Genomic DNA, 25,719 nt, shown 5'->3' on the forward strand with positions numbered 1-25,719 from the left:
TCAGACCTCGGCCTCCTCTTCTGTCTCAGCGTCGTCAGCATCGGCTTCCAACTCGGTGGGGTCGACCCATCCAAGCATCACACGGGCGGTCATGATCAGGTCTTGGGCCTCTTCCAGCGTAACACCAAAGCCCTCAAGCACACCGTCATCCTTGACGCGCTCGCCATCAACCGATGTCCAGCCACCCGCCAATTCCCAGTCAGCGCAGGTCGCAAAGTCTTCCAGCGTTTTCACGTCGTCCTTGGCCAGCGCTTCGATCATCTGTGGCGTCAGACCTTCGAAATTCACAAGGCTGTCCTCAACACCCAAGGCACGGGCTGTTTCCAGGGCCTTGGCGTTTTGCGCCTCAAGGAAGTCACGCGCACGGGCCTGCAATTCGCCCGCGGTCGCTTCGTCAACACCGTCGATCACCAGCAGCTCGTCAACCTCGACGTAAGCCACCTCTTCCAGCGAGGTGAACCCTTCAGACACCAGCAACTGCGCAAAGAATTCATCCACATCCAGCGTGTCCATGAACAGCTTGGTGCGCTCTGCGAACTCGGCCTGACGGCGCTCTGATTCTTGCGCCTCTGTCAGAATATCAATGTCCAGATTGGTCAGCTGCGAGGCCAGACGCACGTTCTGACCACGACGACCAATCGCCAGTGACAACTGCTCGTCAGGGACAACAACTTCGATGCGCTCGGCTTCTTCATCCAGAACAACCTTGCTGACTTCAGCAGGCTGCAACGCGTTCACAAGGAACGTCGGCTGATCTTCGTTCCAAGGGATGATGTCGATCTTTTCACCCTGCAATTCATTCACAACAGCCTGAACACGGCTGCCGCGCATACCCACACAGGCGCCCACAGGATCAATGGAACCATCATAGGAAATCACGGCAATCTTGGCGCGCGAACCGGGGTCACGGGCAACCGCCTTGATCTCGATAATACCGTCATAAATCTCTGGCACTTCCATCTTGAACAACTCGGCCATGAACTCGGGCGCGGTGCGGCTCAGGAAAATCTGGGGGCCACGCTGTTCGCGGCGCACATCCTTGATGTAGCAACGGATACGATCATTCGGGCGATAGCTTTCGCGGCCAATCTTTTCATTACGGCGCAACACAGCTTCACCACTGCCCACGTCAACGATGACATTGCCGTATTCCTCACGCTTGACCAGCGCGTTGATGATGGTCCCAGCGCGGTCTTTGAATTCTTCATATTGGCGATCGCGCTCGGCCTCACGGACCTTTTGTAAGATAACCTGCTTGGCCGATTGTGCCGCGATGCGGCCCATCTCGACAGGGGGGACCACCTCAACAAAACGGTCGCCAATCATCGGCTGATTTTCTGTGGGGTCGATCACACCCACCTCATCACGCTCCCAATGCTCCTGACGGCCTTGGCCCGCAGCCGTGAAATACGGCTTGGCCGTTTCAAGCGTGAATTCGGCTTGGTAGCTCTCAAGCTCTTCTTCGTCCACAATCGTGCGAACGCGGGTAAATGTGGCGCGACCTGTCTTGCGATCAATCGACACGCGAATGTCCATCTCGCTGCCGTAACGCGACTTGGCGGCACGGGCCAGGCTCTCTTCCATCGCTTCAACAACCAACCCGGGGTCGATCATCTTTTCGCGGGCTACAGCCTCGGCCGTTTGCAAAAGCTCCAGCTGGTTTGCGGATGTAATCGCCATTTATTCGCTTCCTTCTTCTTGCCCGTCGATGATGGTTTCCACCTCATCGAACTGTGTCTCGTCAATTTGTCCCGCGTCTTTGCGGCCCTTCAGGACCTCGCGGATCAATTCATCGGTCAGCACCAGCTTGGCATCCGACAGCCAGTCGAATTTCAACCCAATGGTGCCCTCTTCAATCGTGATAAGGACTTCTTCGTCCTCAACACCCGCCAGCTCGCCCTTGAAACGGCGGCGGCCATCAATCATTTCCGTCGTCTCGATCTTGGCCTCATGGCCCTGCCACAGATCAAAGTCTTTCAAACGTGTCAGCGGACGGTCAATGCCGGGGCTGCTGACTTCCAGCGCATAGGCATCAAGGATCGGGTCCTCGACATCCAAAGTTGCACTCACTTCGGTGCTGATGCGCGCACATTCATCGACCTCGATGGTGCCATCTGGCTTTTGCGCCATAATCTGCAAAGTGGTCTGCTTGCCGCTCATCAGGCGCACGCGCACCAACTCAAACCCCATGTCTTCGATGACAGGGGTGATGATCTCGGCAAGACGGCGATCAATCGCAGCTTTGGCAACAAGGTCGTTCATCGTGGTCTTTCACTCAGGCACAAAAAAACGGGCGCGCGGCCCGTTACGTCGTTTCGGTGGAGGTTAGGTTTGGACCCCAACATCGCGCTGTTGGGATGGATATAGGCAGGTCAGGGTGAGTCTGCAAGCCTCAAAGTTTCCCAAAAAATCTTTCTGCTCTTGAAAACTTGACTCTATCATGGGAATTTGTCTCATCAAACGGGAGTGATTCGATGGCGCAATTCTCTGATCTAGAGGAAAAGTTAAGACAGCAGTCCTTGCTGGTGGACAAACATCAACAAACTGAGCAACCCTTCAATTCGCTCAGCAGTGATTACTCAGCCCCGTCTTTTTCAAAATATGGGGAGTTCACCCCTATCACGGTGCGCTCCTACTCCTTGGCCAAAAATGCCGACATGGAATGAAGTCGATTTAGAGATCGACCGACTAATTAATAGTGAAGGCAAAGCCGTTCAGGAGGCCTGCGACACCTACCGAGCCAATTGTTTAAAAGAGATGGACGCTCACACCGGACGCCCCGTTATTGCCTATTACTCGGGATTTCTACAGAAACCAGGGCATCCTACATTAGCGATAAACGATTTTGACATTAATGGCTTTATGGCAGTGATCCACAACATGCGCCGCGATGCGGGTCTTGACCTAATTCTCCACACACCTGGCGGGGAAATTGAAGCAACCCGTGCGCTCGTAGAATATCTTTACAGTATGTTTGGCAAAGACATCCGCGTTATCGTTCCTCAACTCGCTATGTCTTGCGGAACAATGATTGCATGCGCAGCCAAGGAAATCATATTGGGTAAGCATTCAAGCCTTGGTCCTACGGATCCACAGGTTAATGGCGTTCCCGCTATGGGGGTCATTCACGAAATTGAAAAAGCACTCAAAGAAATCGAAGCAGACCCAATTAAACAAGTGTTCTGGCAGGAGGTGTTTAGAAAATATTCCCCAACGTTCATTTCAAACTGCGAAAGATCAATTGCGGGTACAAAAAATATGGTGAGCCGTTGGTTAGAGGAAAATATGTTCGAAAATGAAAAAAATCCGAATGCCAAAGCAAAAGAGGTATTTGACAAGCTTGTCGAATACAAAAACACAACTGAACACGGTCGCCACTTCTCCGTCTCTGAGTGTTTGGAATTCGGGTTAAATGTAAAGAAACTCGAAGACGACCAAGACCTTCAGGAAAAGGTTTTGACCATTCATCATTCGTTTGTTGCAACTTTTGCACGTCTTCGATCAATGAAGTGCATCGAAAATTCAATCGGAGCGAGCTGGAACGTCTCATCGGGTTAGTGGACTAAATCTATTTCGGAAAACGTCTCTCAGCGAAATGCAAGTTTTCCTTTTACCTTGCGCAACACCCACCGAACGTCTGACGCATTGCCATACCGTGAGCAGACGCTAGGCCATACACCCGTTTTCGCCCCGAAAAAGACAAAACGCCCCACCTTTCGGCAGGGCGTTTCTATACCGTTTAGGCTGCGTGATTTACGCGAACCACCAGCGTTCAACCAGACGCGAGCTATCCATCTGGAACACGTTACCAATGGTGCCCGAGTTGGTCAGCTTGGTGTTATGCGCATCCACATAGTTGGCATACATCGGAACAACCGTGCCGCCATCTTTGGACAGGATCATCTGCATTTCGCCATACATCGAACGGCGTTTGTCGCTGTCCAGTTCAGCACGCGCTGTCAGCAAAAGCTCTTGGAAACGTGGGCTGTCTTTGTCATCCCACTGCGAGTCATTCCACGGCACGCCTGTTTCATAGGCGGTCGAGAACATCCAATCCTCTGTCGCACGGCCCGACCAGTAGCAAGCACACCATGCCTTTTTCAGCCAGACATTCGACCAATAACCATCAGCAGGTTCCTGGATCACGTTGATATCAATACCGGCTGCCTTGGCAGAGGCCTGATACAACTGCGCCGCATCAATCGCGCCCGAGAACGCTGCGTTGGACGCCGACAGATCAATCGTCGTGCCTTCCAGACCGGCTTCGCGGATCAGCGATGCTGCCTTGTCAGGGTCATAGGCATTCTGCTCCAAATCGGCTGCATAGTATTGGTTTGCAGGACCAATCGGGTGGTCGTTGGCAACTTTACCGTGGCCCAGAAGGATCTTGTCGACCATTTCCTGACGGTTGACCGCATGCTTCAGCGCTTGGCGCAGCTTCAGGTTCGAGAACGGATCAAGATCCGTCAACATCGGGAAGGTGTAGTGCTGGTTGCCCGTCACCTCGAAGATGTTGATCATCGGGTTGGCGCGCAACAATGGCTCTGTTTTGAAATCAACACGGTTCACCGCATCAACCTGATTGGTCATCAGGGCATTCATACGGGCTGTGGAATCGTTGATGGCAATGGCCTCAACACTGTCGAACCAGCCTGAATTTCCGTCTTTGTAATGGCCATCCACGCGGCTCAGAAGCAGACGCACACCGGGGTCAAAGCTCTCGACCTTATAGAGGCCTGTGCCGATCCCATTGGCAATCGCTTCTTCAACCTGACCTGCTGGATACATCAGAATGTGATAGTCAGACAGCAGGAACGGGAAGTCGGCGTTGCCGGCAGCCAAAGTGAAAATGATCTCGTGATCGTTCACTTTTTCCATGTTGGTGATCGCAGATACAATCGGCTGCGCCGCTGATTTCGCGCCTTCCGCCACGTGCAGGTTCAGCGATTCAATCACGTCATCCGCACCAAAGGATTTACCATTGTGGAAGGTTACACCCTGACGCAGCTTGAAGGTCCATGTCTTGGCATCAGCGGATGCTTCCCAACTTTCGGCCAGTTCGCCCTTAAGCTGCCCATCGGCGGCAACTTCGGTAAGGCAGTCAAACACCGCACCATGGGCCATCATGATCATAAAGCTGTCCGAATGCGTCCGGCCATCCCAACTATCCGAGGTGTTCGCGCCTGCGATACCAAGGCGCAATGTGCCGCCTCGCTTGGGTGCTGCATAAAGCGGCACGCCTGTCGCACTCAAAACACCGGCGGCGACACCTGTTTTCAAAAGACCGCGTCTACTAATTCCTGACATTAAGTTCTCCCTTGTTGTCATAGGTTTTAGGCGGGTGGCCCCGCTCTGATTCATTTTAGGTTATCACATCTTCTTCACGGCTGCGTCGCCGATATTATCAACTCCTCGTTGGTCCAGCAGATTGGTAAGCCAATCGGGGTCCATCTCGGGAACAGATGAAAGCAACAGATCCGTGTAGGGATGATGCGGCGGCTGGAACATCTGGTCCTTGGACCCTTGTTCTACCACCTTGCCATCCTTCATCACCACCACTTCATCCGCAATGGATTTTACCGTTGCAAGGTCATGGGTGATGAACATGTAAGATAGGTTCAGTTCATCCTGCAGCTTGGCCAGCAGGCGCAAAATACCCTCGGCCACCAGTTGATCCAGGGCGCTTGTCACCTCGTCACAAATGATGAATTTCGGTTCTGCGGCCAAAGCACGGGCGATGCCGATCCGCTGTTTTTGACCACCCGAAAGCTCTGATGGCAGGCGGTTGAAATACTCTGTCGGCTCAAGCTCGATCTGTTCAAGCAGATCATTGACGCGCTTGCGTTTGTCCTTGCCCGTCAGCCCCATGTAAAACTGAACAGGGCGTCCGATGGTTTCACCGATGCTGACCCGCGGGTTCAATGCCGTATCCGCCATTTGATAAATCATCTGCGCCTGACGCAGCTGATCTTTGTTGCGCTGTTTATAACTCAGCGGAAGGGTCTGGCCGTCGAATTCAATGTGGCCGATGCGCGGCGGCAAAAGACCGGTGATGCACCGCGCGGCTGTTGATTTTCCGGACCCACTTTCGCCCACAACCGCAACTGTGCGCCCTGCGTGAATGTCAAAGCTGACATCATGCAACACATCGATCTTTCCATAGGCCGCTGTCACGTTGCGCACAGATACAACTGGCGTGGCACTTGTATTGATGGCTGGCTTTTGGGGGCGTTGAAAGCTGCGCACGGCCCAAAGGGATTTCGTATAATCCTCTTGGGGGTTGGCCAGCATCTCGCGTGTTTCCGCGGTTTCCACTTCGTCACCGCGCAGCAACACCTTGATACGGTCGGCCATCTGCGCCACCACCGCCAGATCATGGGTGATGTAAATTGCGGCTGTGTCAAAATCCTCAACGATTTTGCGGATCGCGGCCAGCACCTCAATCTGGGTTGTGACATCCAAAGCGGTTGTCGGCTCATCAAAGATAATCAGGTCGGGCCGACACGACATCGCCATCGCGGTCATCGCACGTTGCAGCTGGCCACCTGACACCTGATGGGGATAACGAAAACCGATCTCTTGGGGATTGGGCAGGCGCAACCGTTCGTACAGGTCCATCGCATCATCAGCGCTTTCGCCTTTCGACATAACGTTGTGCTGCGTGGGTGCTTCGGTGTGCTGGTCGATAATCTTATGGGCGGGATTGAAACTGGCAGCCGCAGATTGCGCAACATACGCAATGCGCTTCCCAAGCAAGTCGCGTTTTACATCAGCAGAGGCATTGACCAGATCGATCCCGTCAAATTCAACGGACCCTTCACTGATACGGCAGCCATCCCGCGTATAGCCCATCGCGGCAAGGCCCATGGTTGACTTGCCCGCCCCGCTTTCACCGATCAGGCCAAGAACTTCGCCTTTGGCCAGATCCAGATCAACGCCATTGATAATCGGGTTCCAGGTCTCATCACTGCGGCCTTCGATCTTGAGGCCCCGGATTTTCAAAAGTGTGCTCATGACTTCAATCCCGATGACCTGTGCAGCATCCAGTCCACCACGAAATTCACGGCCACGGTCAGTAGCGCAATCGCGCCTGCCGCCAGCAACGGGGCCGCAGCAACCTGCGGGGCAAATGCGGCAAAGTTCACAAATTGCGCCAAGTCACGCACCATTGTGCCCCAGTCCGCCAGCGGCGGCTGAATGCCCACGCCAAGAAATGACAGCGACGCAATCGTCAGGAACACAAAACAAAAGCGCAGGCCAAATTCGGCCAGCAAAGGGGCCGTCGCGTTTGGCAGGATTTCTTTGAAGATCAGATACCCAAGCCCTTCGCCACGCAATTTCGCAGCTTCGATGTAATCCATCACAACGATATTGTAACCAACCGCACGCGCCAAACGGTAGACGCGCGTGCTGTCAATCACCGCGATGATCACAACCATAAAGGCCGTCAAAGGAATGCCCAACTGGGGTGCCCAAACGCTTGCGATGGTCATCAACAGCAATGCAAAAATAAGCGACGGGATCGCCATAAGCACATCAACTGCACGGCTGAAAATCTGATCAAACCATCCCTGAAGAACCGCAGACAAGAACCCAAAGGTACAGCCGATGAAAAACGCAAGACAGGTTGTCGCAAAGGCAATGCCAACGGTGTTCTGCGCGCCATAGATCAGACGGCTCAGAAGGTCGCGGCCAAGCTGGTCGGTGCCTAGCGGGAAGTCAGGATTGCCACCGATGGCAGGATCGCCACCCGGCACGATATTGGCCGCTACGCCTTGGATGATTTCGTCTTGGCCATAAGGTGCGATGACCCCTGCAAAGACCGCCGCAAATGCGTAAACAAGGATCGTCAGAATACCAAATGACGCGGTCAGGGGCATCGAGCGAAACAACTTGCGCGAACCTTGTGTGCCAACCACACGCCCGAAGATCCGAAAAAGCCAGCCCGCGACCGCAAACGCCGCAAAGCCCTGAACTGCCCAACGAAAAAAGACCGCGCCGTCCTGTAGATAAAGCCACAGCCCACCCATAAGAGCCGCGCCGCCCAAAATGTAGCCAAAGGCGCTGGCGTAAGGCATATCACGAAAGAAGGGCGCATTTGACGTGGATGCCTGCCCCAAAAAGCGAAACAGCCAGGCAACGACCGCAATCGCAATCAGAGCCACCAGAACAGAGACGATCGGACTCATTTAGGGTGCCTCAGACGCGGATTGGATAGGATCGACATTATATCGGCCGTCAGGTTCAGCAAAATATAGGCACTGGCAAACAGAAGACAGCAGGCCTGCACGACGGGGATATCACGCAGCTTCACGCTATCGACAAACAGCTGGCCAATGCCCGGATAGACAAAAACAGTCTCGACCACGACCACCCCTGTGATCAGATAAGCAAGGTTCAAAGCGATCACATTGATGATTGGCGCAAGCGCATTTGGCAGGGCGTGCTTTACGATCACGCGCAACGGGTTGATGCCCTTCAGCCGCGCCATCTCGATATACGGAGAGGCCAGCAAGTTGATAATCGCCGCCCGCGTCATCCGCATCATGTGGGCTGTGACGACAAGTGTCAGTGTAAGCGCGGGCAAAAGAGTGCGCTCTAACCGCTCTGAAAAGCTCATCCCGTCGAAAATGTTGGACAGGCTTGGCAAGATAGGGTTCAAAACCGCCAGCAGCAGGATCAGAATGTAGGCCAAGAAAAACTCGGGGCTGGAGATGCTGGACAGTGTGAAAATATTCGCGGCACGATCAAACACTGTTTCGCGATAAAGCGCGGCCAACACCCCGAGGAATACAGCAAGCGGAACAGCGATGGCTGCAGTCACACCCGCCAAAAACATCGTATTTTCAAAACGCGGCGCAATCGTGCTTGCCACAGTACCCATATTGGCGTTGGCGTCCGATCCTGCAAAGGCCGCGAAATTCGCAGATGCAAAACTGGTGCCCAGATCACCTTGAACAGCGCCGCCAAGCCATTGGAAATATCGCGTAACAGGGTGCTGATCCAGTCCTAGGTCCTGACGGATCGCAGCAACCGCTTCAGGAGTCGCACCTTGGCCCAGAATACTTTGCGCAAAGTCGCCTGGCAAAAGATTGACCGCAGTGAAAATAACAACAGACACGACCAAAAGCGTCAAAAGGCCAAGCGCCAAACGCTGTAAAATAATCCGTGTAACAGTTCCCAAAAAACTTCCCCGTTGGCGTCTCGCCTTGGCCTAAGGGTAACGGCTGAGACTCGCTTGTAAACCCCGTGCGCGGAAAAGCGGGGTTAATGCACTAAGCGTCTTGCGTGCCGATGCGATCCATAATGCGCACCAACTCTTCACTGATACCCGTTTCGGACAATGCATGTCCAGCGCGCGCCACCAGTTTGATTTCGGCCGAAGGCCACGCCTTGGCAAGGTTAAACGCCGACACAGGCGGGCAAATCATATCATAGCGACCCTGAACGATAGACGCAGGAATACCATGCAGAATTTCAATGTTCTTCATGATCTGCCCATCTTCTTTCAGAAAGCCCGCGTTCATGAAGTAATGATTTTCAAGCCGTGAGAACGCCCGCGCATATTCGGCCGGGGCCTCGCCACCGGGACCATCATTATGGATGCTGGCCAGCGCGTTTTCCCATGACGCCCACGCCCGGGCATAGCGCACCTCTTGGATCATATCGCCCGAAAACAGGCGCCTGTGATAGGCGGCAATCATATCATCGCGTTCATCTTCGGGGATCAGACGCTCGAACCGGTCCCAAAGATCGGGATAAAACATCGCGGCGCCGCCATTATAAAACCAGTCCAGTTCGGCCTTGGTCATCAAGAACACGCCACGCAGCACCAGATGGCGGACATAGTCGGGATGGGATTGGGCATAGATCAACGCCAGCGTCGCCCCCCAACTGCCGCCAAAGACGACCCACCGATTAATCGCCAAAGTCTCACGGATTTTTTCGATATCACGCACCAGATGCCAGGTTGTGTTGGCCTCAACACTGGCGTGCGGTCGCGAGCGACCACACCCGCGTTGATCAAACAGGATGATACGATACACCTCTGGGTCGAAGTAACGGCGCATCGTGGGGCTACATCCACCTCCCGGACCACCGTGCAAAACCACAACAGGCTGGCCGAGCGGATTGCCGCATTGCTCAACATAGACCTTGTGCCCATCGCCCACATCCAGCATCCGCTGATCAAAGGGATCAATCGGCGGGTGCAAATGCGACAAAGCGCGGCGGGGGGACGAGAATTTATCCATATTCAACCTATATAAGCCGAAAGCGAAAGCTGCCACGTTGATCTGACAGAAAAAATAGATTGGGAATCTTGCATATGACCACCGCACCGCAAACTGCACAAACAACCGTTGATCCATCAGAGATTGCCAAGTTTGAGGCGATGGCGGCAGAATGGTGGGATCCCAATGGCAAATTCAAGCCGCTTCACATGCTTAACCCATGTCGCCTGGATTATATCACCCGTCAAATTGCCAGCGAATTCGGACGTGATCTGTCCACCGATCGTCCGTTCGAGGGGCTGCGCATTCTCGATATCGGCTGTGGCGGCGGGCTGTTGTGCGAACCGATGGCTCGTTTAGGGGCTACTGTTGTTGGCGCGGACGCCGCCGAACGCAACATTCCCGTCGCGCAGGTGCATGCCGAACAGGCAGGGTTGGAAATTGACTACCGTTTCACAACAGCCGAAGCGATGGCTGAAGCCGGCGAACAATTTGATGTGGTTCTGAACATGGAAGTCGTCGAACACGTCGCCGACCCTCTTGCTTACCTTACGGCCTGTCAGCAACTTCTCAAACCCGGCGGGCTGCAAGTATGCTCCACGCTTAATCGCAATCCCAAAAGCTATGTGATGGCCATCATCGGGGCTGAACACATCATGCGTTGGCTGCCCAAGGGCACCCATGAGTGGTCCAAATTCATTACCCCAGACGAGTTGTTTGAACTGCTCAAATCGTCTGGGATGACGCCCGTGGATCGTAAGGGGTTTGTATTCAATCCACTTGGGTGGTCATGGTCGATTTCGGATCGCGACCTCAGCGTGAATTACGTTACCGCATCCATTAAGCCCGACTAGGTCACCTGACTTAACATGATCCGCATCTCGCGCAGGACGGGCAATACCGTCCTGAGCTTTTCACTGCCGATTTCGTTGACGAAAGTGTCGATGACGGGTTGAAGCGCCTGCCATGCGGCGTCGCGTGCAGCACGGCCCGAAGGGCTCAGCGCAACTTGTTTGCGCCGCGCATCGTCCCAATCGGGGCGAATGTGCACGTATCCCATCCATTCAAGCTTATTAAGCGTGTTCGTCATCGCACCGCGCGTCACTTTGAACGTCTGGGCCAGCTGCGCGGGTGTTCTCTCGCCGCTGCTGACGGCCAGATGGTTCAAAACGGTGAAATGAGAAAGCTCCATCCCCGCAGGCAGCGTTTTGGCCACACGGTTGCGCAACATCTGATCGACAGTCAAAAGCTCTGTAAAAAGTGCGGCGCCAAAGCCGTCTGCGGCGGTACTCATTCTGGGCCTTCGAAGCTGGTGTTCTGGGACCACGCGGGGATGCGTGCCCTTACTTTAGATACGTCTTCAAGATTAATTTCAACTGAGGTGACACCTGTTTGCGTCCCCCCATCGGCCAAAATACGACCCCATGGATCAATAATCATCGAATGCCCAAATGTTTGGCGCCCACCGTGATCGCCCGTTTGTGCAGGCGCCAGAATGAATGCTCCCGTTTCGATGGCGCGCGCTCGCAACAGCGGCTCCCAATGGGCAGCACCTGTCACTTGCGAAAAGGCAGACGGCACCGTGATGATCTGCGCGCCGGATTGCGCCAAGGCACGAAACAGATAGGGAAAACGAAGATCATAGCATATGGTTAATCCGGTTTTCACGCCGCCTACGTCTGTTATGACCGCGCGGCCCCCCGGGCGGTAGCCTTTGGATTCATGATAGCTTTCATGATCCGAGACTTGCACATCGAACATATGCATTTTGTCATACGTCGACTTGATGTTGCCATCGGGACCAATCATGAAACTCCGGTTCGCAAATCGCCCATCGGGATCATCAGTCTTAACAGCAAGTGATCCGATCAAAACAGACACAGCGGCCTGTCGCGCCTTGGCACGGATTGCGGCCAAAGTGATGTCATCTTCGGGATGCTTCAAAACCGCGTCTTGATGTGCGCGGCTGCTGGATACGCAATTCGTGACCTCAGGCGTCAAAACAAACTGCGCACCCGACGAAATTGCGCAGTCCAATAGGGCAAGGGTCCGAGAAAGATTCTCCTGCGGATCATCGCCCGACGTCAGTTGAACAAGTGAGACTTTCACGCCGACAAAAGTGCGTCCAGTTTGCCCGCCCGATCAAGTGCAAACAGATCATCACACCCACCAACATGGGTATCCCCGATAAAGATTTGCGGCACTGTGCGCCCACCATTTGCGCGTTGGATCATCTCGGGTTTGCGTGCGGGATTGGCAAGCACGTCAATCTCGGCAAAGCTGACACCTTTTTGGGAAAGCAGGCGTTTGGCCGCATGGCAAAATCCGCAAAGCGGGGATGTATAGATTTCTACAGGTTGCATGTTTTGTCGCTCCATATCGTGTTGAGCGATACTTAGGCGTCTTTCATCACCCGCGCTAGGGTCACGACACATACATCGCGGGCGCGTGAGGCGCGCAAGACCTCGGTCGCTGCGGCCAAGGTCGCCCCTGATGTCATGACGTCATCGACCAAAAGAACGCGCCGCCCCGCAACACGATGCGCGCGTCTGGGATGCAAACTGATCGCCCCGTCCAAGGTGGCAAAGCGATCATCGCGCGAAAGACCATCAAGGCTTGGTGTCTTTTTGTGCCGCACCAGTACATCGGGGCAGTGGGCCAGGTCCAACTCTCTTGCCAATTCACGTGCCAATTCAGCAGACTGGTTATATTTACGTTTGAAAAAGCGGCTCCAATGCAGCGGAATAGGCACAATCAGGGTGCTACGGTCCACAAGCGGCTTGGCAACGCCTGCCATCCATTTGGCGGCGGGTTTGGCCAAATCAATCCTGTCGCCATGCTTGAGTTGAAGGACCAGTTTACGCCCTTTTCCCGAATATCTTATCGCACTGCGCCCCCGTGACCACGGCCGCACGATACGTATGCAGTCGTCACACTTGAGGGCTGTTTCGCTGTCATCTGCGTGGGGGAGTGAAGCACCACAACAATCGCAAATCGTTCCTGTCAGGAAGTCTGTCTCGGACCAACATGCACCACAAAGAGCGAAGTCCGTTTCTGTCAAAGCCTCACAGGTCAGGCAATGACTTGGATAAATCAACCTTAGTGGGTTTTGCATTTCTCCCGTCCTCTCTACATAAGGGGCATGACGCCACCAAAACTCACTGATCGCACTCGTCTTTTGAAAAACCGTGCAAACCGCGTTGATCCCGACGCGCTGTTTTTGCACCGCGAAGCGATGAATGAGCTTAAAGAAAGACTCATTGAGGTTAACAGGACGTTTACAAAGCCAGCAATTGTCACCGGGCACCCCGATTTGTGGCAAGAGCTTATGCCCCAAGCGGTCATGACCGCCGATCAAGAAACGCTTGATCTAAAGCCGCACGCCCATGATCTCGTGATCCACGCAATGTCGCTGCATTGGGCGAACGACCCGATCGGGCAAATCATCCAGTGCCGAAATGCGCTCAAGCCAGATGGGCTGTTTTTGGGCGTTTTGTTCGGGGGGCAAACATTGCACGAATTGCGTGCGTGCTTGGCACAGGCCGAAGTTGCGATAACAGGTGGGCTATCGCCGCGGATTGCCCCGATGGGTGAAGTGCGCGACTACGGTGCGCTTTTACAGCGTGCACAATTGGCGCTGCCCGTGGCCGATACGCTTCCTATTGCGACAAGCTATGGCTCTATGATCGCCTTGATGCATGACCTGCGCGCCATGGGCGAAGGCAACGCAATGACCGAACGGCGCAAATCATTTTCGCCAAAACGTCTTTTTGACGAAGCCGCCCGATTGTATGAAGCGAGCTATTCAACAGACGGTCGGATCGCCGCAACATTCGAATTTGTTTTCCTCACGGGGTGGGCCCCCGATGAAAGCCAGCAAAAACCCTTGCGGCCGGGGTCGGCAAAAACACGTCTGGCCGATGCGTTAAAGGTGCCCGAAACGAAACTTCCTAAGCCCGACAAACCGTTGAAAGATTGACCTGACGCAAAAAGCGGTTATCTCGCACGGTCTAGGGCGACAGAAAAACTGGATTAGACTATGTTTGATGCGAAGGATTCTACATCAATGGACACAACCGCCGTTTGTCCGGCGCATGCTCCGTCGGATCACCCCAAGATCAAACCAGCCAAGGTGGGCATCTTGCTCGCCAATTTGGGAACGCCCGATAACTATGACTACTGGTCAATGCGGCGTTATCTGAACGAATTTTTGTCTGACCGCCGCGTCATCGACTACAGCCCCTTTCTATGGCAGCCGCTGTTGCAGCTGATCATTTTGACCAAGCGCCCTTTTTCGAGCGGCGAAGCATATAAATCCATCTGGAACGAAGACGAAGGCGAAAGCCCGTTGATGACCATTACAAAAAAGCAGACCGCAAAAATCAAAGACCGAATGCACGCCACCTATGGCGACGATGTCATCGTTGATTTTTGTATGCGCTATGGCAATCCATCGACTAAATCCAAAGTTCGCGAAATGATTGACGCGGGATGCCAGAAAATACTCTTTTTCCCGCTCTATCCGCATTATGCTGGCGCGACCTCGGCGACCGCGAATGACCAGTTTTTCCGCGTTTTGATGAAGGAAAAATGGCAGCCGCCCGTGCGCACGGTAGAGGCGTATTACGCTCGTCCAGATTATATCGAAGCTTTGGCGCAATCGATTGAAACGGCCTATGCCAATGCCGAAAAGAAGCCCGAGATTTTGGTGTGCAGCTACCACGGTGTGCCGCAGCGCTACCTGATGGAGGGTGATCCGTATCACTGCCAATGCCAAAAAACCACGCGCCTGCTTAAAGAACGCTTGGGATGGGACGACACCCAGATTATCACGACGTTCCAGTCGAAATTCGGACCCGAAGAGTGGCTGCAGCCCTACACTGTAGAGGAAGTGGCGCGCCTGGCCGAGAAGGGCAGAACAAACATTGCCGTCTGTGCCCCTGCATTTTCGGCCGACTGCATCGAAACGCTTGAAGAGATCAATGAGGAGATCAAAGAAAGCTTCGAGGAGGCTGGCGGCGAAGATTTTCTCTACATTCCCTGTCTGAATGACGATGCGGCGCATATTGAGGCGCTTGGCAACATCATTGATGACAACCTCAAGGGTTGGATTTAGGGGTCGCTGCGCATCACGGGTCACTACCTGTCCAAATGATAAGTAGTTCACCATTGTCGCCAGAAATGCCGGCGGTGGCGCCGATTTCATCTGCATCATCGCCCGCGAAAACGCCCTGCACCGAAATATCAATGTCTCCGAGCAGGATTTCACCACCGCCGCCAAAACCAGTCGCGCTTGCCGAAGTATCCCCACCATCCGAAAAAACAGCGCCATCAATTTGCAAGCCAGTCAGCGAAATCAGTTCATCGCCAGAGGCAGCGTAATCGTCGATTCCATCAATCGAGATCATTTGTCCGCCACCGCCAACATTGTCGTAGACCACATCCATTGACGCGTTACTTCCAAAGTTGATGGTCGTGGTGGCATCCATCGTCAGAGCATAGCTTGCCGAACCGTCATTGACCTGCACAACGGCAGATCCTACGAATTCTGCGGTGCCGGATTGCGGAACATCCACAGCGCTGGATTGCCTTGCAACCAGCTTAACATCGCCTGCGGCAGCTTCGAGGTGGCCGATATTGCTCATGCCAGCGGTCAGGTGGGACGGATCGATAGCAAATCGAACATCCTCAATACGGATGGTGCCATCGTCTTGGGACAGGTCCAAATCCTGCAATGCGGCTGTTAGCGTTGCGCTATCAATTGAAATGCCTGTCACGGTGATAAACGTCTCTTCGGGCGGTGGCGGTGGCACCGGGGTAGGATCAGGGGTCGGAGGTTCGGGCGGTGCCACGACAACGGGATCATTGGCGGCACCACCGCCGCCGCCACTTGCAATAAGCGTGACGCAAAAAAGCGTGGCAACGCACGCGCGCATGAAGAAATCCAAAAAGGTCATGCGGGCGTTCTAAATCAATAAAGTTGATACAACGCTAACTCAGACCCAAAAATTATCCTCGCTCAGATCATCGACCGTTACACCCCAAAACGTGATCGTGGTCCCCTGATGGGTAAACTCCGCAAATCCGTTTTCGTTTGATTGAACGTAGTTTAAGGCCATTTGCCCTGACAAGATATCCTCAAAGCCGATCAATCGGACGGTATCGACCCTCACATCAAAGTCCGCGTTCAGGATCGTTGGATTGGCACCTGACAGCACTTGCGTCTCGCTAAAGTCGGCGATCAGGTCATTTCCGTCATTTGGCCGAAACACGAACACATCATACCCATCACCGCCTTCCAGCAAATCATCTCCTGTGCCGCCAATCAGCGTATCATCCCCTGCAAAATGGATCGCACCAAAATCGCCAACAAGTATGTCGTCGCCTGCCCCGCCACTGAGCGTATCATCACCGTAGCCCCCCAACAGGCGGTCATTCAGTGTCTCTTCCTCGCCGTCACTCGCATTATCGACGAGATTGGCGCGACCCGAAATGTTCCACAGCACATCATTTCCACTGCCGCCGACCAGGTTTCCACCACCCAGACTGTCGAACACAAAATCGTCGCCCGCGCCGCCGAGCAACAGATCGCTGCCTTGTCCGCCAAGCAACGTATCATTGCCGGCACCGCCCTCCAGCTGGTTTGATCCTGCATCGCCTTCAATCCAGTCATCCCCGTTGGTGCCAATGACGCCTTCGATGGACTGGTAGGTATCACCTGCAGCGGCACCCGTGTTTAAATCAGGGGTTTCCAAAGACACCCGAATGTCATGCACAGCGCTATAGTCGACAAAGTCAAAGCCATCACCGCCCAGGAAATTGCTGCCTTCGAGGCTTGCTTCAAATCTATCGCCAGTTGGTGACCCCTCAAAAATCGGGGGCAAAGCAGGTGCATCGGGATCGATCAAATTTACAACTGGTCGATGAAGATCGGTGTTGAGCGCACCTTCCAGATCCTCAGGCAACAAGGGGGCACCATCAAAGGAGCGGACAACCAGAACCTCTTGTCCAAAAATGAGCCGAATCCCGTTGTTTAGTGTCTCATATTCCAACTGGCTGAGGCTATAGATCATGCCCCAAGCGCTGATATCAATCCGGTCACGGCCAATCTCGAAATCACGGATAAGATCCACTCGCCCGTCTTTGCCAAGAATAAATGTATCAGCGCCTTCGCCGCCGCGCAGCGTATCATTACCAGTCCCATCAATCAGGATATCGTCACCGTCCCGCCCTTCAAGCGTTGTATCCTCGCCTTGGGCCCATAGAACATCATCCAGGTTTGTCCCGCGCGCACGTTCGTCTGAACCAGCGGACCGCTGCACACCGACAGAACTCGTATCGACAAAAAATTCAGCAAGCCCACCCGTCTGTTCACTACTGAGGTAGATCGTAAATCCATCCGTGCTGGTATGGATCTGCACATCACTTATGTGACCCAAATTCGCGGTGATCGTATCATCAAAATTTTGGACGACATGGAATGTCCCATTGGGAAGAAGAGCCAGCAGACTAAATCCTCCATCGCCGCCACCGACAACAGCAAAACTATGTGCACCGACCTCGATGGTTTTGATCACAGATGGCACATCAAGGCGGCTTTCGCCCGTATCCTGAGCGATGTCTGTAACGATTAATGAACCGTCAGAATCGATCCTAATTAGGCCTAATGTGCCATGTTCAGTCGCGATCAGGACATAAGGCTCATCGGCGATATTTACCGATGAGATCTGGGTGATATTTGAAAAAGGAAGCCCATTTGCTACCCCGATTTCAGCCATATGGGTAAGGGCGCCGTCGCTGCCCTGCTCGAATAAGGTAATCCCCCCAGACAATGACGCAGTGACGATGTAGTGCGCAGCACCTTGTTCGATCTTAGCAAGGCCCGAGATGTCATTCAGATAGGTACCCGTCAGAACAGTCGAAGTGGACATCGCGGCGGTTTGACCTGCTGGAGCTACAAAACAGTGAAGCCCATCAAGACCATACCCGCCCGAATAGATGAATTGCATGTCGTCGCCAGACATTGAGAGCGCGTGAGCAGGGACGTTGGCGCCAGCGCCGTCTGAGGTAAACAGTTCGGCGGTATCATGCGGCGCAAGTAAGGTTCGGGCTTCGCTGCCATAATTCAGCGTTAAAAGTGAGAGGTTTGGCGGGGAAATGCCAGCCAGCGCAAGCGCGCCGACATTGTCGATAGAAAACACCCACTGCGCCGACACATCAAATCCGTAGGCAATCAGATACGGCTGACCATCAATATCGACGGTTTCCAGCCTTGCGATGCGATCATCATCCAGATCAACACCTAATTGGACCCGCCCCTTAAACTCCAAATCCAGCATACTCGCCCCCACGATCTTGCTTGGGATGAGGCTATGACCTCAGGATTAACGAGGCCTTTGGCGATTTCGGTCATTTCAGGGCGATTGCATGCGAAAATTCAGGCAAAAAAAAGACGGCTGGAAAACCAGCCGTCTTTCGAGCAAATCAAATTTGCGTCTTAGCTTGCTGCAGCAGCGAACAAGAGCAGTGCCAGAACTGGCACGATGATACCACCATTCGAAGAACCAGCGGTGTCTTCGATGATGACTTCAGGTTCTACAACTGCATCCGAAAGGCCACCAGCAAAAGCTGTGGAAGCGGCAACTGACAGAACAGCGGCAAGTGCGATCTTTTTCATTTTTCTCTCCAGAATTTGTCCGCTTGTCGATTAGTGAGGCAACAAGCGAACCCCAAGACTGTACCTCGTACGAATCGTAAAATCAGGTGTGCAGGCAAATTGCAAATTTCTTTGGAATTTCGCCGCCCACAAGTTTCCTAAAACGTCAAATAAGCAACACTTGTGTTCCCACATTGGTGAGAGCGAACAACTCTTGGATATGTTCGTTATACAGACCGATGCAGCCATTGGACGAACGGCGCCCAATTTTGCGTGTGTCATGCGTTCCGTGAATCCGGTAATACGTCCAGCTGAGGTAAAGCGCATGTGTTCCCAGGGGGTTTTCCGGGCCAGGACCGATAAAATCAGGCCATTCAGGATTGCGCTCTTTCATCGACGGGGTCGGACGCCAGCTTGGGCCGTCAACCTTTTGGGTGACACGTGTCCGCCCTTTACGCGTCAGATCATCCGTCAGTGGCACGCTTGTTGGGTAAAGCTTGTAAACGCTTTCATCTTCCGACCAAAAGTGCAGCGCCCGCGATGTGATGTCGACCAATACGGCACCATTGTTGAGATTATCAAAATACGGTTGCCATTGTAGCGAACGGAAGCTTGATACGTTGCGGCGCACCACCTCTGACAGATCGCGTTCTACTTCTGTTGTCTCATCGGCCATTGCAGGCATGGCAGCTGTCGCCGCTACGGTGCCTGCAGATGCCGCAAGAAAGCCACGGCGGTTCAGGCTTGTTTTGGGTGTCGTCCACTTTGTCATCATATCTCTCCCGATTGGGGCAATTCAAACTCTGCCCTTAGATATGGCGAGAAAGTCGCAGTCGCAAATCAAACAAGCGTTAGATTGCCATGAATCTTTGCAAGTGGGTTTGATCCGCAACGCGCTTGGGCTACAGGTGGGAAAAAGCAGTTGGGTATCCAAGATGGCACGTTTGATTACGACACTAACACTGGTTCTTTTCGCCTTGGCGGCATGTGCGCCAACGGCTCCATCTTTGGGATCGGATGGCAAGCCTTTGCCACAGCTCTACAAAATCCGCGATCGAGACAGCGCCAAGATCCAGTTTCGGGTGCTCGATTCGGTCAACGCCCTGCGCCAAGCGGCTGGCGCACCGCCCGTCCAACTGAATGCAGAACTGGCCGCCGCTGCGGCAACGCATTCGCGTGACATGTCCATACAAAACCGCCCGTGGCACTTTGGATCAGATGGATCATCGCCCATCGATCGCGTGACACGCGCGGGGTATACTGGCCCATTCCTGGGCGAGGCGATTTCCGAGACGTATGAGACAGAACTCCAAACCCTTGCCGCATGGATGGAAGAACCCGGAACGCGTGAGGTGGTTTTGAACCCGAATGCGCAGAATATGGGATTCGCCTGGTTCCAGGAAGAAAACGGCAAGATTTGGTGGACGATGATTTTGGGCGGCTAAACGGCCTTAGGGCAGAATATCAATGCGAGTGCCGTTTCGGACCATTGCGTAGATTTCTTCAATCTCATCGTCGTCTACAGCGATGCAGCCCCACGTCCAATCCCCACGCGCTTTTGAAAAACGTGGGCCACGTCCATGAATAAAGATATCACCCCCGGGCTTTTGACCTAGGCGCGCTGCCTCTGCGCGATCTTGGGCATTCGGATAAGAAATGCCAAGAGACAGGTGAAAACGACTGTTGGCGTTGCGACGATCAATAAAGTATGTGCCCTCGGGTGTTTTTCCGTCACCTTCTACCGTTTTGTCACCCTTGGGCGCAAACCCAAGCGCGATACGGTAGCGCCGCAATATTGTGTCGTTGTGCATCAACCACATTCGTCTGCGTTTTTTGGCAACGATCAAATTGGTCACTTCGGGACCATTATAGCTTTTGAATTTTGATGGCTGCCCGCACCCTGCCAACAAAGCAGCCAATGAGACCATCATGGTTCGTCGTGTAAGTGTCATCCGTGTCTGCCTTGTTCCGCTATCTGCGCTTTGCACTGGGCAGCGCCCGAAGTGAAGTCAAAGTTTGGTGAGACGTGCCTAGGGCTCGCGTAGTGCTTCGCGCGATTTATAGAGAGGTTTCAAAAGATACTGCAAAACAGTCTTTTCGCCTGTGTGCAGTTCAACCTGTGCCTGCATACCGGGGCGGATTTCGATATACCTTTGCCGTTCTGTCAGGTTACTCAAATCAACATTAAGCGTGACCTTATAATGCGGGTCGCCATCGGGTTTGCGCTCATCCTTGAACGTGTCTGCCGATATGAACTGAACCGCGCCTTTCAAGCTGCCGTATATTGTATAGTCATAGGCTGACAGTTTGACCGTTGCTTCCTGTCCGCGCTTGATATTGGCGATATCCTCTGGCCGGACCCGTGCTTCGACAAAAAGCTCTTCATCCATTGGAATAATCTGGAAAATTTCTTCGCCCGGGCGAATGACGCCGCCGATTGTTGTAATGCTCAGGTTGTTCACAACACCGCGCATCGGAGAGACGATAATTGTGCGATCCAGTTGGTCTTGCGCCACTTTCAGATTTTGGCGCAGATTGGCCAACTCTTTCAGCGTATCCGAATACATGCCCGCGCGTTCCAATTCGGATTGCGTCACCACTTCATTGTATTTGTTTTCCGCGTCACTGAACGTCTTGCGTGCGCGGGTCACTTCGATCGTCGAAACGATGTTGCGGGTGTAAAGGTCTTCCAGCAGATCCTTTTCCTTACGGGTTTGCCCCATCACATTGCGCGCGCCATCCGTCCGGCTGACATAATCGGATTGACGTGCTTGTAACAAGGCACGCTCAGACGCGAACATCTCTGGCTGCCGTTCGGCCAGAATGTCTGGCACTGCAAAATCAAACGCACCTGCCATTTCCGCCTCCAGTCGAAGGCGGCGGATTTCAAGGGCGTCAATCTGTTCCTGAAGATCATCCACCTGGGTCTGAAACTTGGTGGAATAGAGTCTTGCCAGCACTTGTCCGGGGCTTACCTCGTCGCCTTGGCTGACCATCAGTTCAGCCAAAATGCCACCTTCAAGGTTTTGAATGATCTGCGGGCGCGAGGAGCTTATGATCTCGCCATCCGCGCGCACAATCTCGTCGATCCATGCAAACGCGGCCCAGGTCACGAACACCCCAAGCGTTGCAGCCACAAGCCAGATGATCAGGCTTGGGCCCCTCATGCTTTCGTTAAGTTCTGCGTCGATCGTAGCCATCAGCTTGCCGCCTTATTGCGCACTTTTGCGATATGATTAAGGACATCTTCCCGCGGACCATCCACAGTCATACGACCATTTTGCAAGATAAGCGTGCGTTCTGTCAGAGACAGGATTGGCACACGGTGCGTTGCAATAATCGCTGTGCGATTTTTGAGCCAGTCTTCCAAACGGCTGACCAATGTCCCTTCAAGCGCCTGATCCAAAGCGGCCGTTGGTTCATCAAGCAAAACGATCTTGGGATCCTGAAGCCAGATACGCGCCCAACCGATCGATTGGCGTTGACCAATAGACAGCCCCTCGCCACCGTCCCGAATGACCAGGTCGAGGCCCTTGGGGTGGTTTCGCACATGTTGGCCGAGCCCCGCAAAATCCAAAGCCGCCATCAGGCGGTCATCATCGCGCTCAAGCATGTTGAGGTTCAGGTTATCGCGCAAGGTGCCCGTAAACAGGCGCACGTCCTGACTGAGGTAGCCAACATTGCGGCGAATATCGCGGGGGTGGACCTGATTCATATCCACACCGTCCAACAGGATACGCCCTTCTGTCGGTGCATAAAGACCCGACAGCATTTTCAGCATCGTAGATTTACCCGAACCGTTGCTGCCCAAAACAGCAACAGACTGGCCGGGATTGATCAGCAAACGCGCGACATCCAAAGTCGGCGCACCTTCTTCATCATATTGGAATTTGACATCTCGCAGCTCGAAACTGCCCTGCATGGTTTCGCGGCGCAGATATGTGCGGTCGTCCTGCATATCCTGCTCGGCTCCCGCAACATCTTCCAAACCATCGAGTGCGGCTTTTACATTGGTCCAACGCGCCATCGTCCCCGCAAGTTGCGTGAGCGGTGCAAGCGTGCGGCTCGTCAGGATGCCAACGGCGATAATCGATCCAACCGTGAATTCACCCGCGAAAACCATGTAGGTGCCAAAAACGACGGCAGAGACATAGGTGGCTTGCTGAACCCCTTGGCTCCAGAACGTCAAAGTGCTGGCCAGTTTGCGCTGCTCTGATGACTTCAACGATGACAGGGTCATCAATTCTGTCCAGATACGGCGAAAACGCTCTTCGCCGCGTTGGGCCTTAACAGTGTCTGCTTCGTAGATTGCTTCATGCAGCAAGCGGCTTGCCTTGGCGCTGGCACCTTGGGTTTCTTGTGTCAGGCGGATCATCCGTTTTTGGAAAAAGAAGCCGGGCACAACCATCAAGAAACCGCCCAAAACCAGAACCCACACCAGATTGCCCGCGATGGAATAGACCAATGCAAGGAAAACAAAAATAAACGGAATATCTGTCAGACTGCCGATGGTGGACGCCGTGAAAAACTCACGCACAGAGCCGAATTCGCGCATGGCATTGTAAAGGGATGAGGGCGATGCGCCCCGGCCCGATTTCATACCAAGGACACGCTCCATCAACAGGTTTTGCACGCTGAGTTCAATCTGGCGTCCAGCCGAGTCCAGAAGGCGGGCACGCGCTACTTTCAAAAACGCTTCCATCAAAAGCGCCAGGCCAGCGCCCACAAACAAGACCCACAAGGTTGCTGTTGATTGGTGTGGAATCACGCGGTCGTAAACCTGCAATGAAAACAACGCGACAGACACAGCAAGAATGTTGGCCACAAAAGAGCCCACCCCGACCTCTAGAAGCTGGCGCTTGTATTTCGGAAACTCACCCCAGAACCAATGTGTGCTTTCACGCTTGGCAACATGCCGTTCTGTCAGTTGGCTGACCTGAACCTCGCCACGAATGATAATGCCCGTGAACACGCGCTCGAATTCTGAAACAGGGACTTCGGCACGATTGTCCGTGCAGGTGGTGTCATAAAGCGTCAGGGTATCGGCCGTTTGATCCAGAACCAGAACAAACTGCCCACTGGTCATCATCGCAATTGCGGGCCAATGGTCAGCCGTGCAGAAATTGACGGTAGCAACTTCAGTGGTCAGTCCCGCCTGCTTCAAGCCGCGCGCCATATCACCGGGCGAAACATCGTTTTCAGTCTCTGCATCAGAGATAATGGCTTCCAGAACGTCCGACGAAACGGCGTCTAGGCCCAAAATGCCCGCATAAACAGTTGCCAGCTGCGCACGATTTTTGGCTTTTTCCGAATAGCGGTCCATCGCGCTTTGCGCAGGAACCTCGGGTGCTTTTTCGGCTGGACGCACGGCATCTGCAACGCGGCGCGTGATCTTTTGCAATTTGCCGTTCTTACGTGCGTTAATATCAAACGCGAGGACTGGACCCGTCAAATCTCTTCCCCATCAGCAAGAAGGCCAAGTTCCTTGGCAATTTTTAATTTGGTGCGCGCGATGTCATAGGCATGGCTAATGTGATCGCGCTCTGCATTTATTTTGGTTTCATAGACCCCGATCAGGTCCATCACAGGGCGTTGGCCCGCTTCATATTGTTCTTCGAACAACGCAAGGTTTGCATCTGCCTGATCCAGAATGGACTGCGATTGCGACCGCTTCCGCTCAATTGAAATCAGTGTCTGTTTCAGCTTGGCAAGGCTTCTGTTGCTGTCTTCGCGTGTTTGGCTCACGCGGCGTTCAGCCATATCTTTTTGGGCTTCAACGGCGGCAAGGTTGTCGCGCAACCCAAACCCGATCCCGTTTTCTGTTTTCAGGGTCAGACCTGCACTGGAATTCCCATCTGAGTCAGCTGAACCTGTAAGCGATACGCCAGGTAAAAGCCCCGCGCGTGCAATAACCGCTTCGGCAATCGTGCGGTCTTTTTCGGCACGCGCTTTTAGCACATCTAGTGTATCGCCCGATGCATTGACCCCGCCAAGAGACGTCAGGCCCGATACCCCGTTTACCGGATCCGCCGCCATTGCATTAAGTTCGGCAATCGCTGTGGCGGACAATTCTTGATCCGCTGACAGATCCGATCGCATTTGGGTCAGTTTCTGCTGAATGACTTGAAGGTCGGCCCGGTTTGAGACGCCACCACGGACACGTTCGCCCATAATGTATTCAAACCGCTCCATGCGCGCGATGCCTTTACGGGTCACCGCCGCGCGGCGCTTGGCCTCTTCGGATGCGATATAGAGTTCGAGACCATCCAAGACGCGCTCATTGGTATCAACAACAAGGTTTACCGCGGCGACCTCGACATCTGCCGCAGCAAAAGCGCGTTCTGCTTTTTTCTTTCCGTTATCGAACAGAACCTGTTCGATTAAGATCCCGGCAACAAGCGACCCGAGCGAATTGAGGCTGATCGTTGGCCCGAGGGTTGGCAACCAGTTTTTGGATCGCGCTTCGGCACGCAGTTTGGCACTGCGCAATTCCGCTTCAGCCGTCCGAGAGCTTGCGGCCATGACAGATCCAGCCACACGGTCAAAGCTGCTGCCAGACGGAAGTATGCTTTTACGCTGTGTTAGAGACTGAATAATGACACTTTCGCGGGCTTGCTTTTCAGCCGCTGTTTCGGTCTTGGTGCCATCTTCAGACTGAACAGATGGTTTTAAAAGCGCCATCGGGCCGCGTGTGGCCTGGGGATCAGCATTCATACATCCAGCCAAACCTCCAAGCGCCAAAACTGCGACGCTGTATTTCAAGGATTGGAAAGATGATTTCACTGCTTTGACCTCCGAACACACTTTACAAACCCCCTCGAAAGGGGCGCA

Annotated in this window: 25 protein-coding genes and 1 pseudogene; 6 read left to right on the top strand and 20 right to left on the bottom strand. The window is 53.7% G+C overall.

What is annotated here, in order from left to right; all coding sequences use genetic code 11:
- Nucleotides 1-1,680 (bottom strand): transcription termination factor NusA, encoded by a 1,680-nt coding sequence (nusA, locus tag L1065_RS07445; RefSeq protein WP_237094833.1) that lies wholly within the window; start codon nucleotides 1,678-1,680, stop codon nucleotides 1-3.
- Nucleotides 1,681-2,262, bottom strand: a complete 582-nt coding sequence (rimP, locus tag L1065_RS07450) for a ribosome maturation factor RimP (RefSeq protein WP_237094834.1) — start codon at nucleotides 2,260-2,262, stop codon at nucleotides 1,681-1,683.
- A gap of 212 nt (nucleotides 2,263-2,474) precedes the next feature.
- Here rimP and L1065_RS07455 point away from each other — a divergent pair, with 212 nt between their 5' ends.
- Together L1065_RS07455 and L1065_RS07460 are read left to right on the top strand one after the other, a co-directional pair.
- A complete protein-coding gene (locus L1065_RS07455) occupies nucleotides 2,475-2,666 on the top strand; it encodes a hypothetical protein (RefSeq protein ID WP_237094835.1) in 192 nt (63 codons plus the stop codon).
- Entirely contained in the window at nucleotides 2,650-3,558 is a 909-nt protein-coding gene (locus L1065_RS07460) for a S49 family peptidase (protein ID WP_237094836.1), read from the top strand. The genes L1065_RS07455 and L1065_RS07460 overlap by 17 nt, the downstream gene beginning before the upstream one ends.
- 195 nt (nucleotides 3,559-3,753) lie before the next feature.
- Here L1065_RS07460 and L1065_RS07465 read toward each other — a convergent pair whose 3' ends face one another.
- From L1065_RS07465 to pip, 5 genes are all read right to left on the bottom strand, one after another.
- Nucleotides 3,754-5,307, bottom strand: coding sequence for an ABC transporter substrate-binding protein (locus L1065_RS07465; protein ID WP_237094837.1), 1,554 nt, complete (start codon nucleotides 5,305-5,307; stop codon nucleotides 3,754-3,756).
- Between the two features lie 63 nt (nucleotides 5,308-5,370).
- On the bottom strand, nucleotides 5,371-7,014 hold the full coding sequence (locus L1065_RS07470; RefSeq protein ID WP_237094838.1) for an ABC transporter ATP-binding protein: 1,644 nt from the start codon (nucleotides 7,012-7,014) through the stop codon (nucleotides 5,371-5,373).
- Nucleotides 7,011-8,189: an ABC transporter permease gene (locus L1065_RS07475; protein ID WP_237094839.1), complete on the bottom strand. Its 1,179-nt coding sequence runs from the start codon at nucleotides 8,187-8,189 to the stop codon at nucleotides 7,011-7,013. Before L1065_RS07475 ends, L1065_RS07470 begins: the two co-directional genes overlap by 4 nt.
- A complete protein-coding gene (locus L1065_RS07480) occupies nucleotides 8,186-9,184 on the bottom strand; it encodes an ABC transporter permease (RefSeq protein WP_237094840.1) in 999 nt (332 codons plus the stop codon). The genes L1065_RS07475 and L1065_RS07480 overlap by 4 nt, the downstream gene beginning before the upstream one ends.
- A gap of 91 nt (nucleotides 9,185-9,275) precedes the next feature.
- A complete protein-coding gene (gene pip / locus L1065_RS07485; protein ID WP_237094841.1) occupies nucleotides 9,276-10,253 on the bottom strand; it encodes a prolyl aminopeptidase in 978 nt (325 codons plus the stop codon).
- Nucleotides 10,254-10,327: 74 nt separating this feature from the next.
- Between pip and ubiG the strand changes: the two genes are divergently transcribed.
- Nucleotides 10,328-11,086 (top strand): bifunctional 2-polyprenyl-6-hydroxyphenol methylase/3-demethylubiquinol 3-O-methyltransferase UbiG, encoded by a 759-nt coding sequence (ubiG, locus tag L1065_RS07490; RefSeq protein ID WP_237094842.1) that lies wholly within the window; start codon nucleotides 10,328-10,330, stop codon nucleotides 11,084-11,086.
- Here the strand turns inward: ubiG and L1065_RS07495 are convergent.
- The 5 genes and pseudogenes from L1065_RS07495 to L1065_RS15920 all read right to left on the bottom strand — a co-directional run.
- Complete coding sequence (locus L1065_RS07495) at nucleotides 11,083-11,526, bottom strand: MarR family winged helix-turn-helix transcriptional regulator (RefSeq protein ID WP_237094843.1); 444 nt, start codon at nucleotides 11,524-11,526, stop codon at nucleotides 11,083-11,085. The two genes, ubiG and L1065_RS07495, sit on opposite strands and share 4 nt — an antisense overlap.
- A complete protein-coding gene (locus L1065_RS07500; RefSeq protein WP_237094844.1) occupies nucleotides 11,523-12,341 on the bottom strand; it encodes a carbon-nitrogen hydrolase family protein in 819 nt (272 codons plus the stop codon). The genes L1065_RS07495 and L1065_RS07500 overlap by 4 nt, the downstream gene beginning before the upstream one ends.
- Nucleotides 12,338-12,595: a glutaredoxin 3 gene (gene grxC, locus L1065_RS07505; RefSeq protein WP_237094845.1), complete on the bottom strand. Its 258-nt coding sequence runs from the start codon at nucleotides 12,593-12,595 to the stop codon at nucleotides 12,338-12,340. The genes L1065_RS07500 and grxC overlap by 4 nt, the downstream gene beginning before the upstream one ends.
- Before the next feature lie 32 nt (nucleotides 12,596-12,627).
- Nucleotides 12,628-13,053 carry a ComF family protein gene (locus tag L1065_RS15915; protein WP_370641159.1) on the bottom strand — a complete coding sequence of 142 codons (426 nt, stop codon included), beginning with the start codon at nucleotides 13,051-13,053 and terminating at the stop codon, nucleotides 12,628-12,630.
- Nucleotides 13,054-13,167: 114 nt separating this feature from the next.
- Nucleotides 13,168-13,347: pseudogene (locus L1065_RS15920) on the bottom strand (double zinc ribbon domain-containing protein); the annotation flags it as partial.
- A gap of 27 nt (nucleotides 13,348-13,374) precedes the next feature.
- Here L1065_RS15920 and L1065_RS07515 point away from each other — a divergent pair.
- Entirely contained in the window at nucleotides 13,375-14,211 is an 837-nt protein-coding gene (locus L1065_RS07515; RefSeq protein WP_237094847.1) for a methyltransferase domain-containing protein, read from the top strand.
- 87 nt (nucleotides 14,212-14,298) lie between these two features.
- On the top strand, nucleotides 14,299-15,348 hold the full coding sequence (gene hemH, locus L1065_RS07520; RefSeq protein ID WP_237094848.1) for a ferrochelatase: 1,050 nt from the start codon (nucleotides 14,299-14,301) through the stop codon (nucleotides 15,346-15,348).
- Between the two features lie 13 nt (nucleotides 15,349-15,361).
- Here the strand turns inward: hemH and L1065_RS07525 are convergent, their stop codons facing one another.
- The 4 genes from L1065_RS07525 to L1065_RS07540 form a co-directional block, all read right to left on the bottom strand.
- Nucleotides 15,362-16,189, bottom strand: a complete 828-nt coding sequence (locus tag L1065_RS07525) for a hypothetical protein (RefSeq protein WP_237094849.1) — start codon at nucleotides 16,187-16,189, stop codon at nucleotides 15,362-15,364.
- Between the two features lie 39 nt (nucleotides 16,190-16,228).
- Nucleotides 16,229-18,571 carry a hypothetical protein gene (locus L1065_RS07530; protein ID WP_237094850.1) on the bottom strand — a complete coding sequence of 781 codons (2,343 nt, stop codon included), beginning with the start codon at nucleotides 18,569-18,571 and terminating at the stop codon, nucleotides 16,229-16,231.
- Between the two features lie 158 nt (nucleotides 18,572-18,729).
- On the bottom strand, nucleotides 18,730-18,909 hold the full coding sequence (locus tag L1065_RS07535) for a hypothetical protein (RefSeq protein WP_237094851.1): 180 nt from the start codon (nucleotides 18,907-18,909) through the stop codon (nucleotides 18,730-18,732).
- A gap of 145 nt (nucleotides 18,910-19,054) precedes the next feature.
- Nucleotides 19,055-19,660 carry a L,D-transpeptidase gene (locus L1065_RS07540; RefSeq protein ID WP_237094852.1) on the bottom strand — a complete coding sequence of 202 codons (606 nt, stop codon included), beginning with the start codon at nucleotides 19,658-19,660 and terminating at the stop codon, nucleotides 19,055-19,057.
- A gap of 163 nt (nucleotides 19,661-19,823) precedes the next feature.
- On the opposite strand from L1065_RS07540, the gene L1065_RS07545 reads away from it, so the two are divergent.
- Complete coding sequence (locus tag L1065_RS07545) at nucleotides 19,824-20,333, top strand: CAP domain-containing protein (RefSeq protein ID WP_237094853.1); 510 nt, start codon at nucleotides 19,824-19,826, stop codon at nucleotides 20,331-20,333.
- A gap of 6 nt (nucleotides 20,334-20,339) precedes the next feature.
- Here the strand turns inward: L1065_RS07545 and L1065_RS07550 are convergent, their stop codons facing one another.
- The 4 genes from L1065_RS07550 to L1065_RS07565 form a co-directional block, all read right to left on the bottom strand.
- Nucleotides 20,340-20,840: a murein L,D-transpeptidase family protein gene (locus L1065_RS07550; RefSeq protein ID WP_237094854.1), complete on the bottom strand. Its 501-nt coding sequence runs from the start codon at nucleotides 20,838-20,840 to the stop codon at nucleotides 20,340-20,342.
- A 78-nt stretch (nucleotides 20,841-20,918) separates the two neighbouring features.
- The gene (locus tag L1065_RS07555; protein WP_237094855.1) at nucleotides 20,919-22,088 is read right to left on the bottom strand and encodes an HlyD family efflux transporter periplasmic adaptor subunit; all 1,170 of its coding nucleotides are present in this window, start codon (nucleotides 22,086-22,088) and stop codon (nucleotides 20,919-20,921) included.
- Nucleotides 22,088-24,211: an ATP-binding cassette domain-containing protein gene (locus L1065_RS07560; RefSeq protein ID WP_237095183.1), complete on the bottom strand. Its 2,124-nt coding sequence runs from the start codon at nucleotides 24,209-24,211 to the stop codon at nucleotides 22,088-22,090. The genes L1065_RS07555 and L1065_RS07560 overlap by 1 nt, the downstream gene beginning before the upstream one ends.
- A gap of 125 nt (nucleotides 24,212-24,336) precedes the next feature.
- Nucleotides 24,337-25,602, bottom strand: a complete 1,266-nt coding sequence (locus tag L1065_RS07565; RefSeq protein WP_237094856.1) for a TolC family protein — start codon at nucleotides 25,600-25,602, stop codon at nucleotides 24,337-24,339.
- Nucleotides 25,603-25,719: the final 117 nt, after the last annotated feature.

The sequence above is a fragment of the Nereida sp. MMG025 genome, assembly GCF_021654165.1.
GTDB lineage: Bacteria > Pseudomonadota > Alphaproteobacteria > Rhodobacterales > Rhodobacteraceae > Nereida.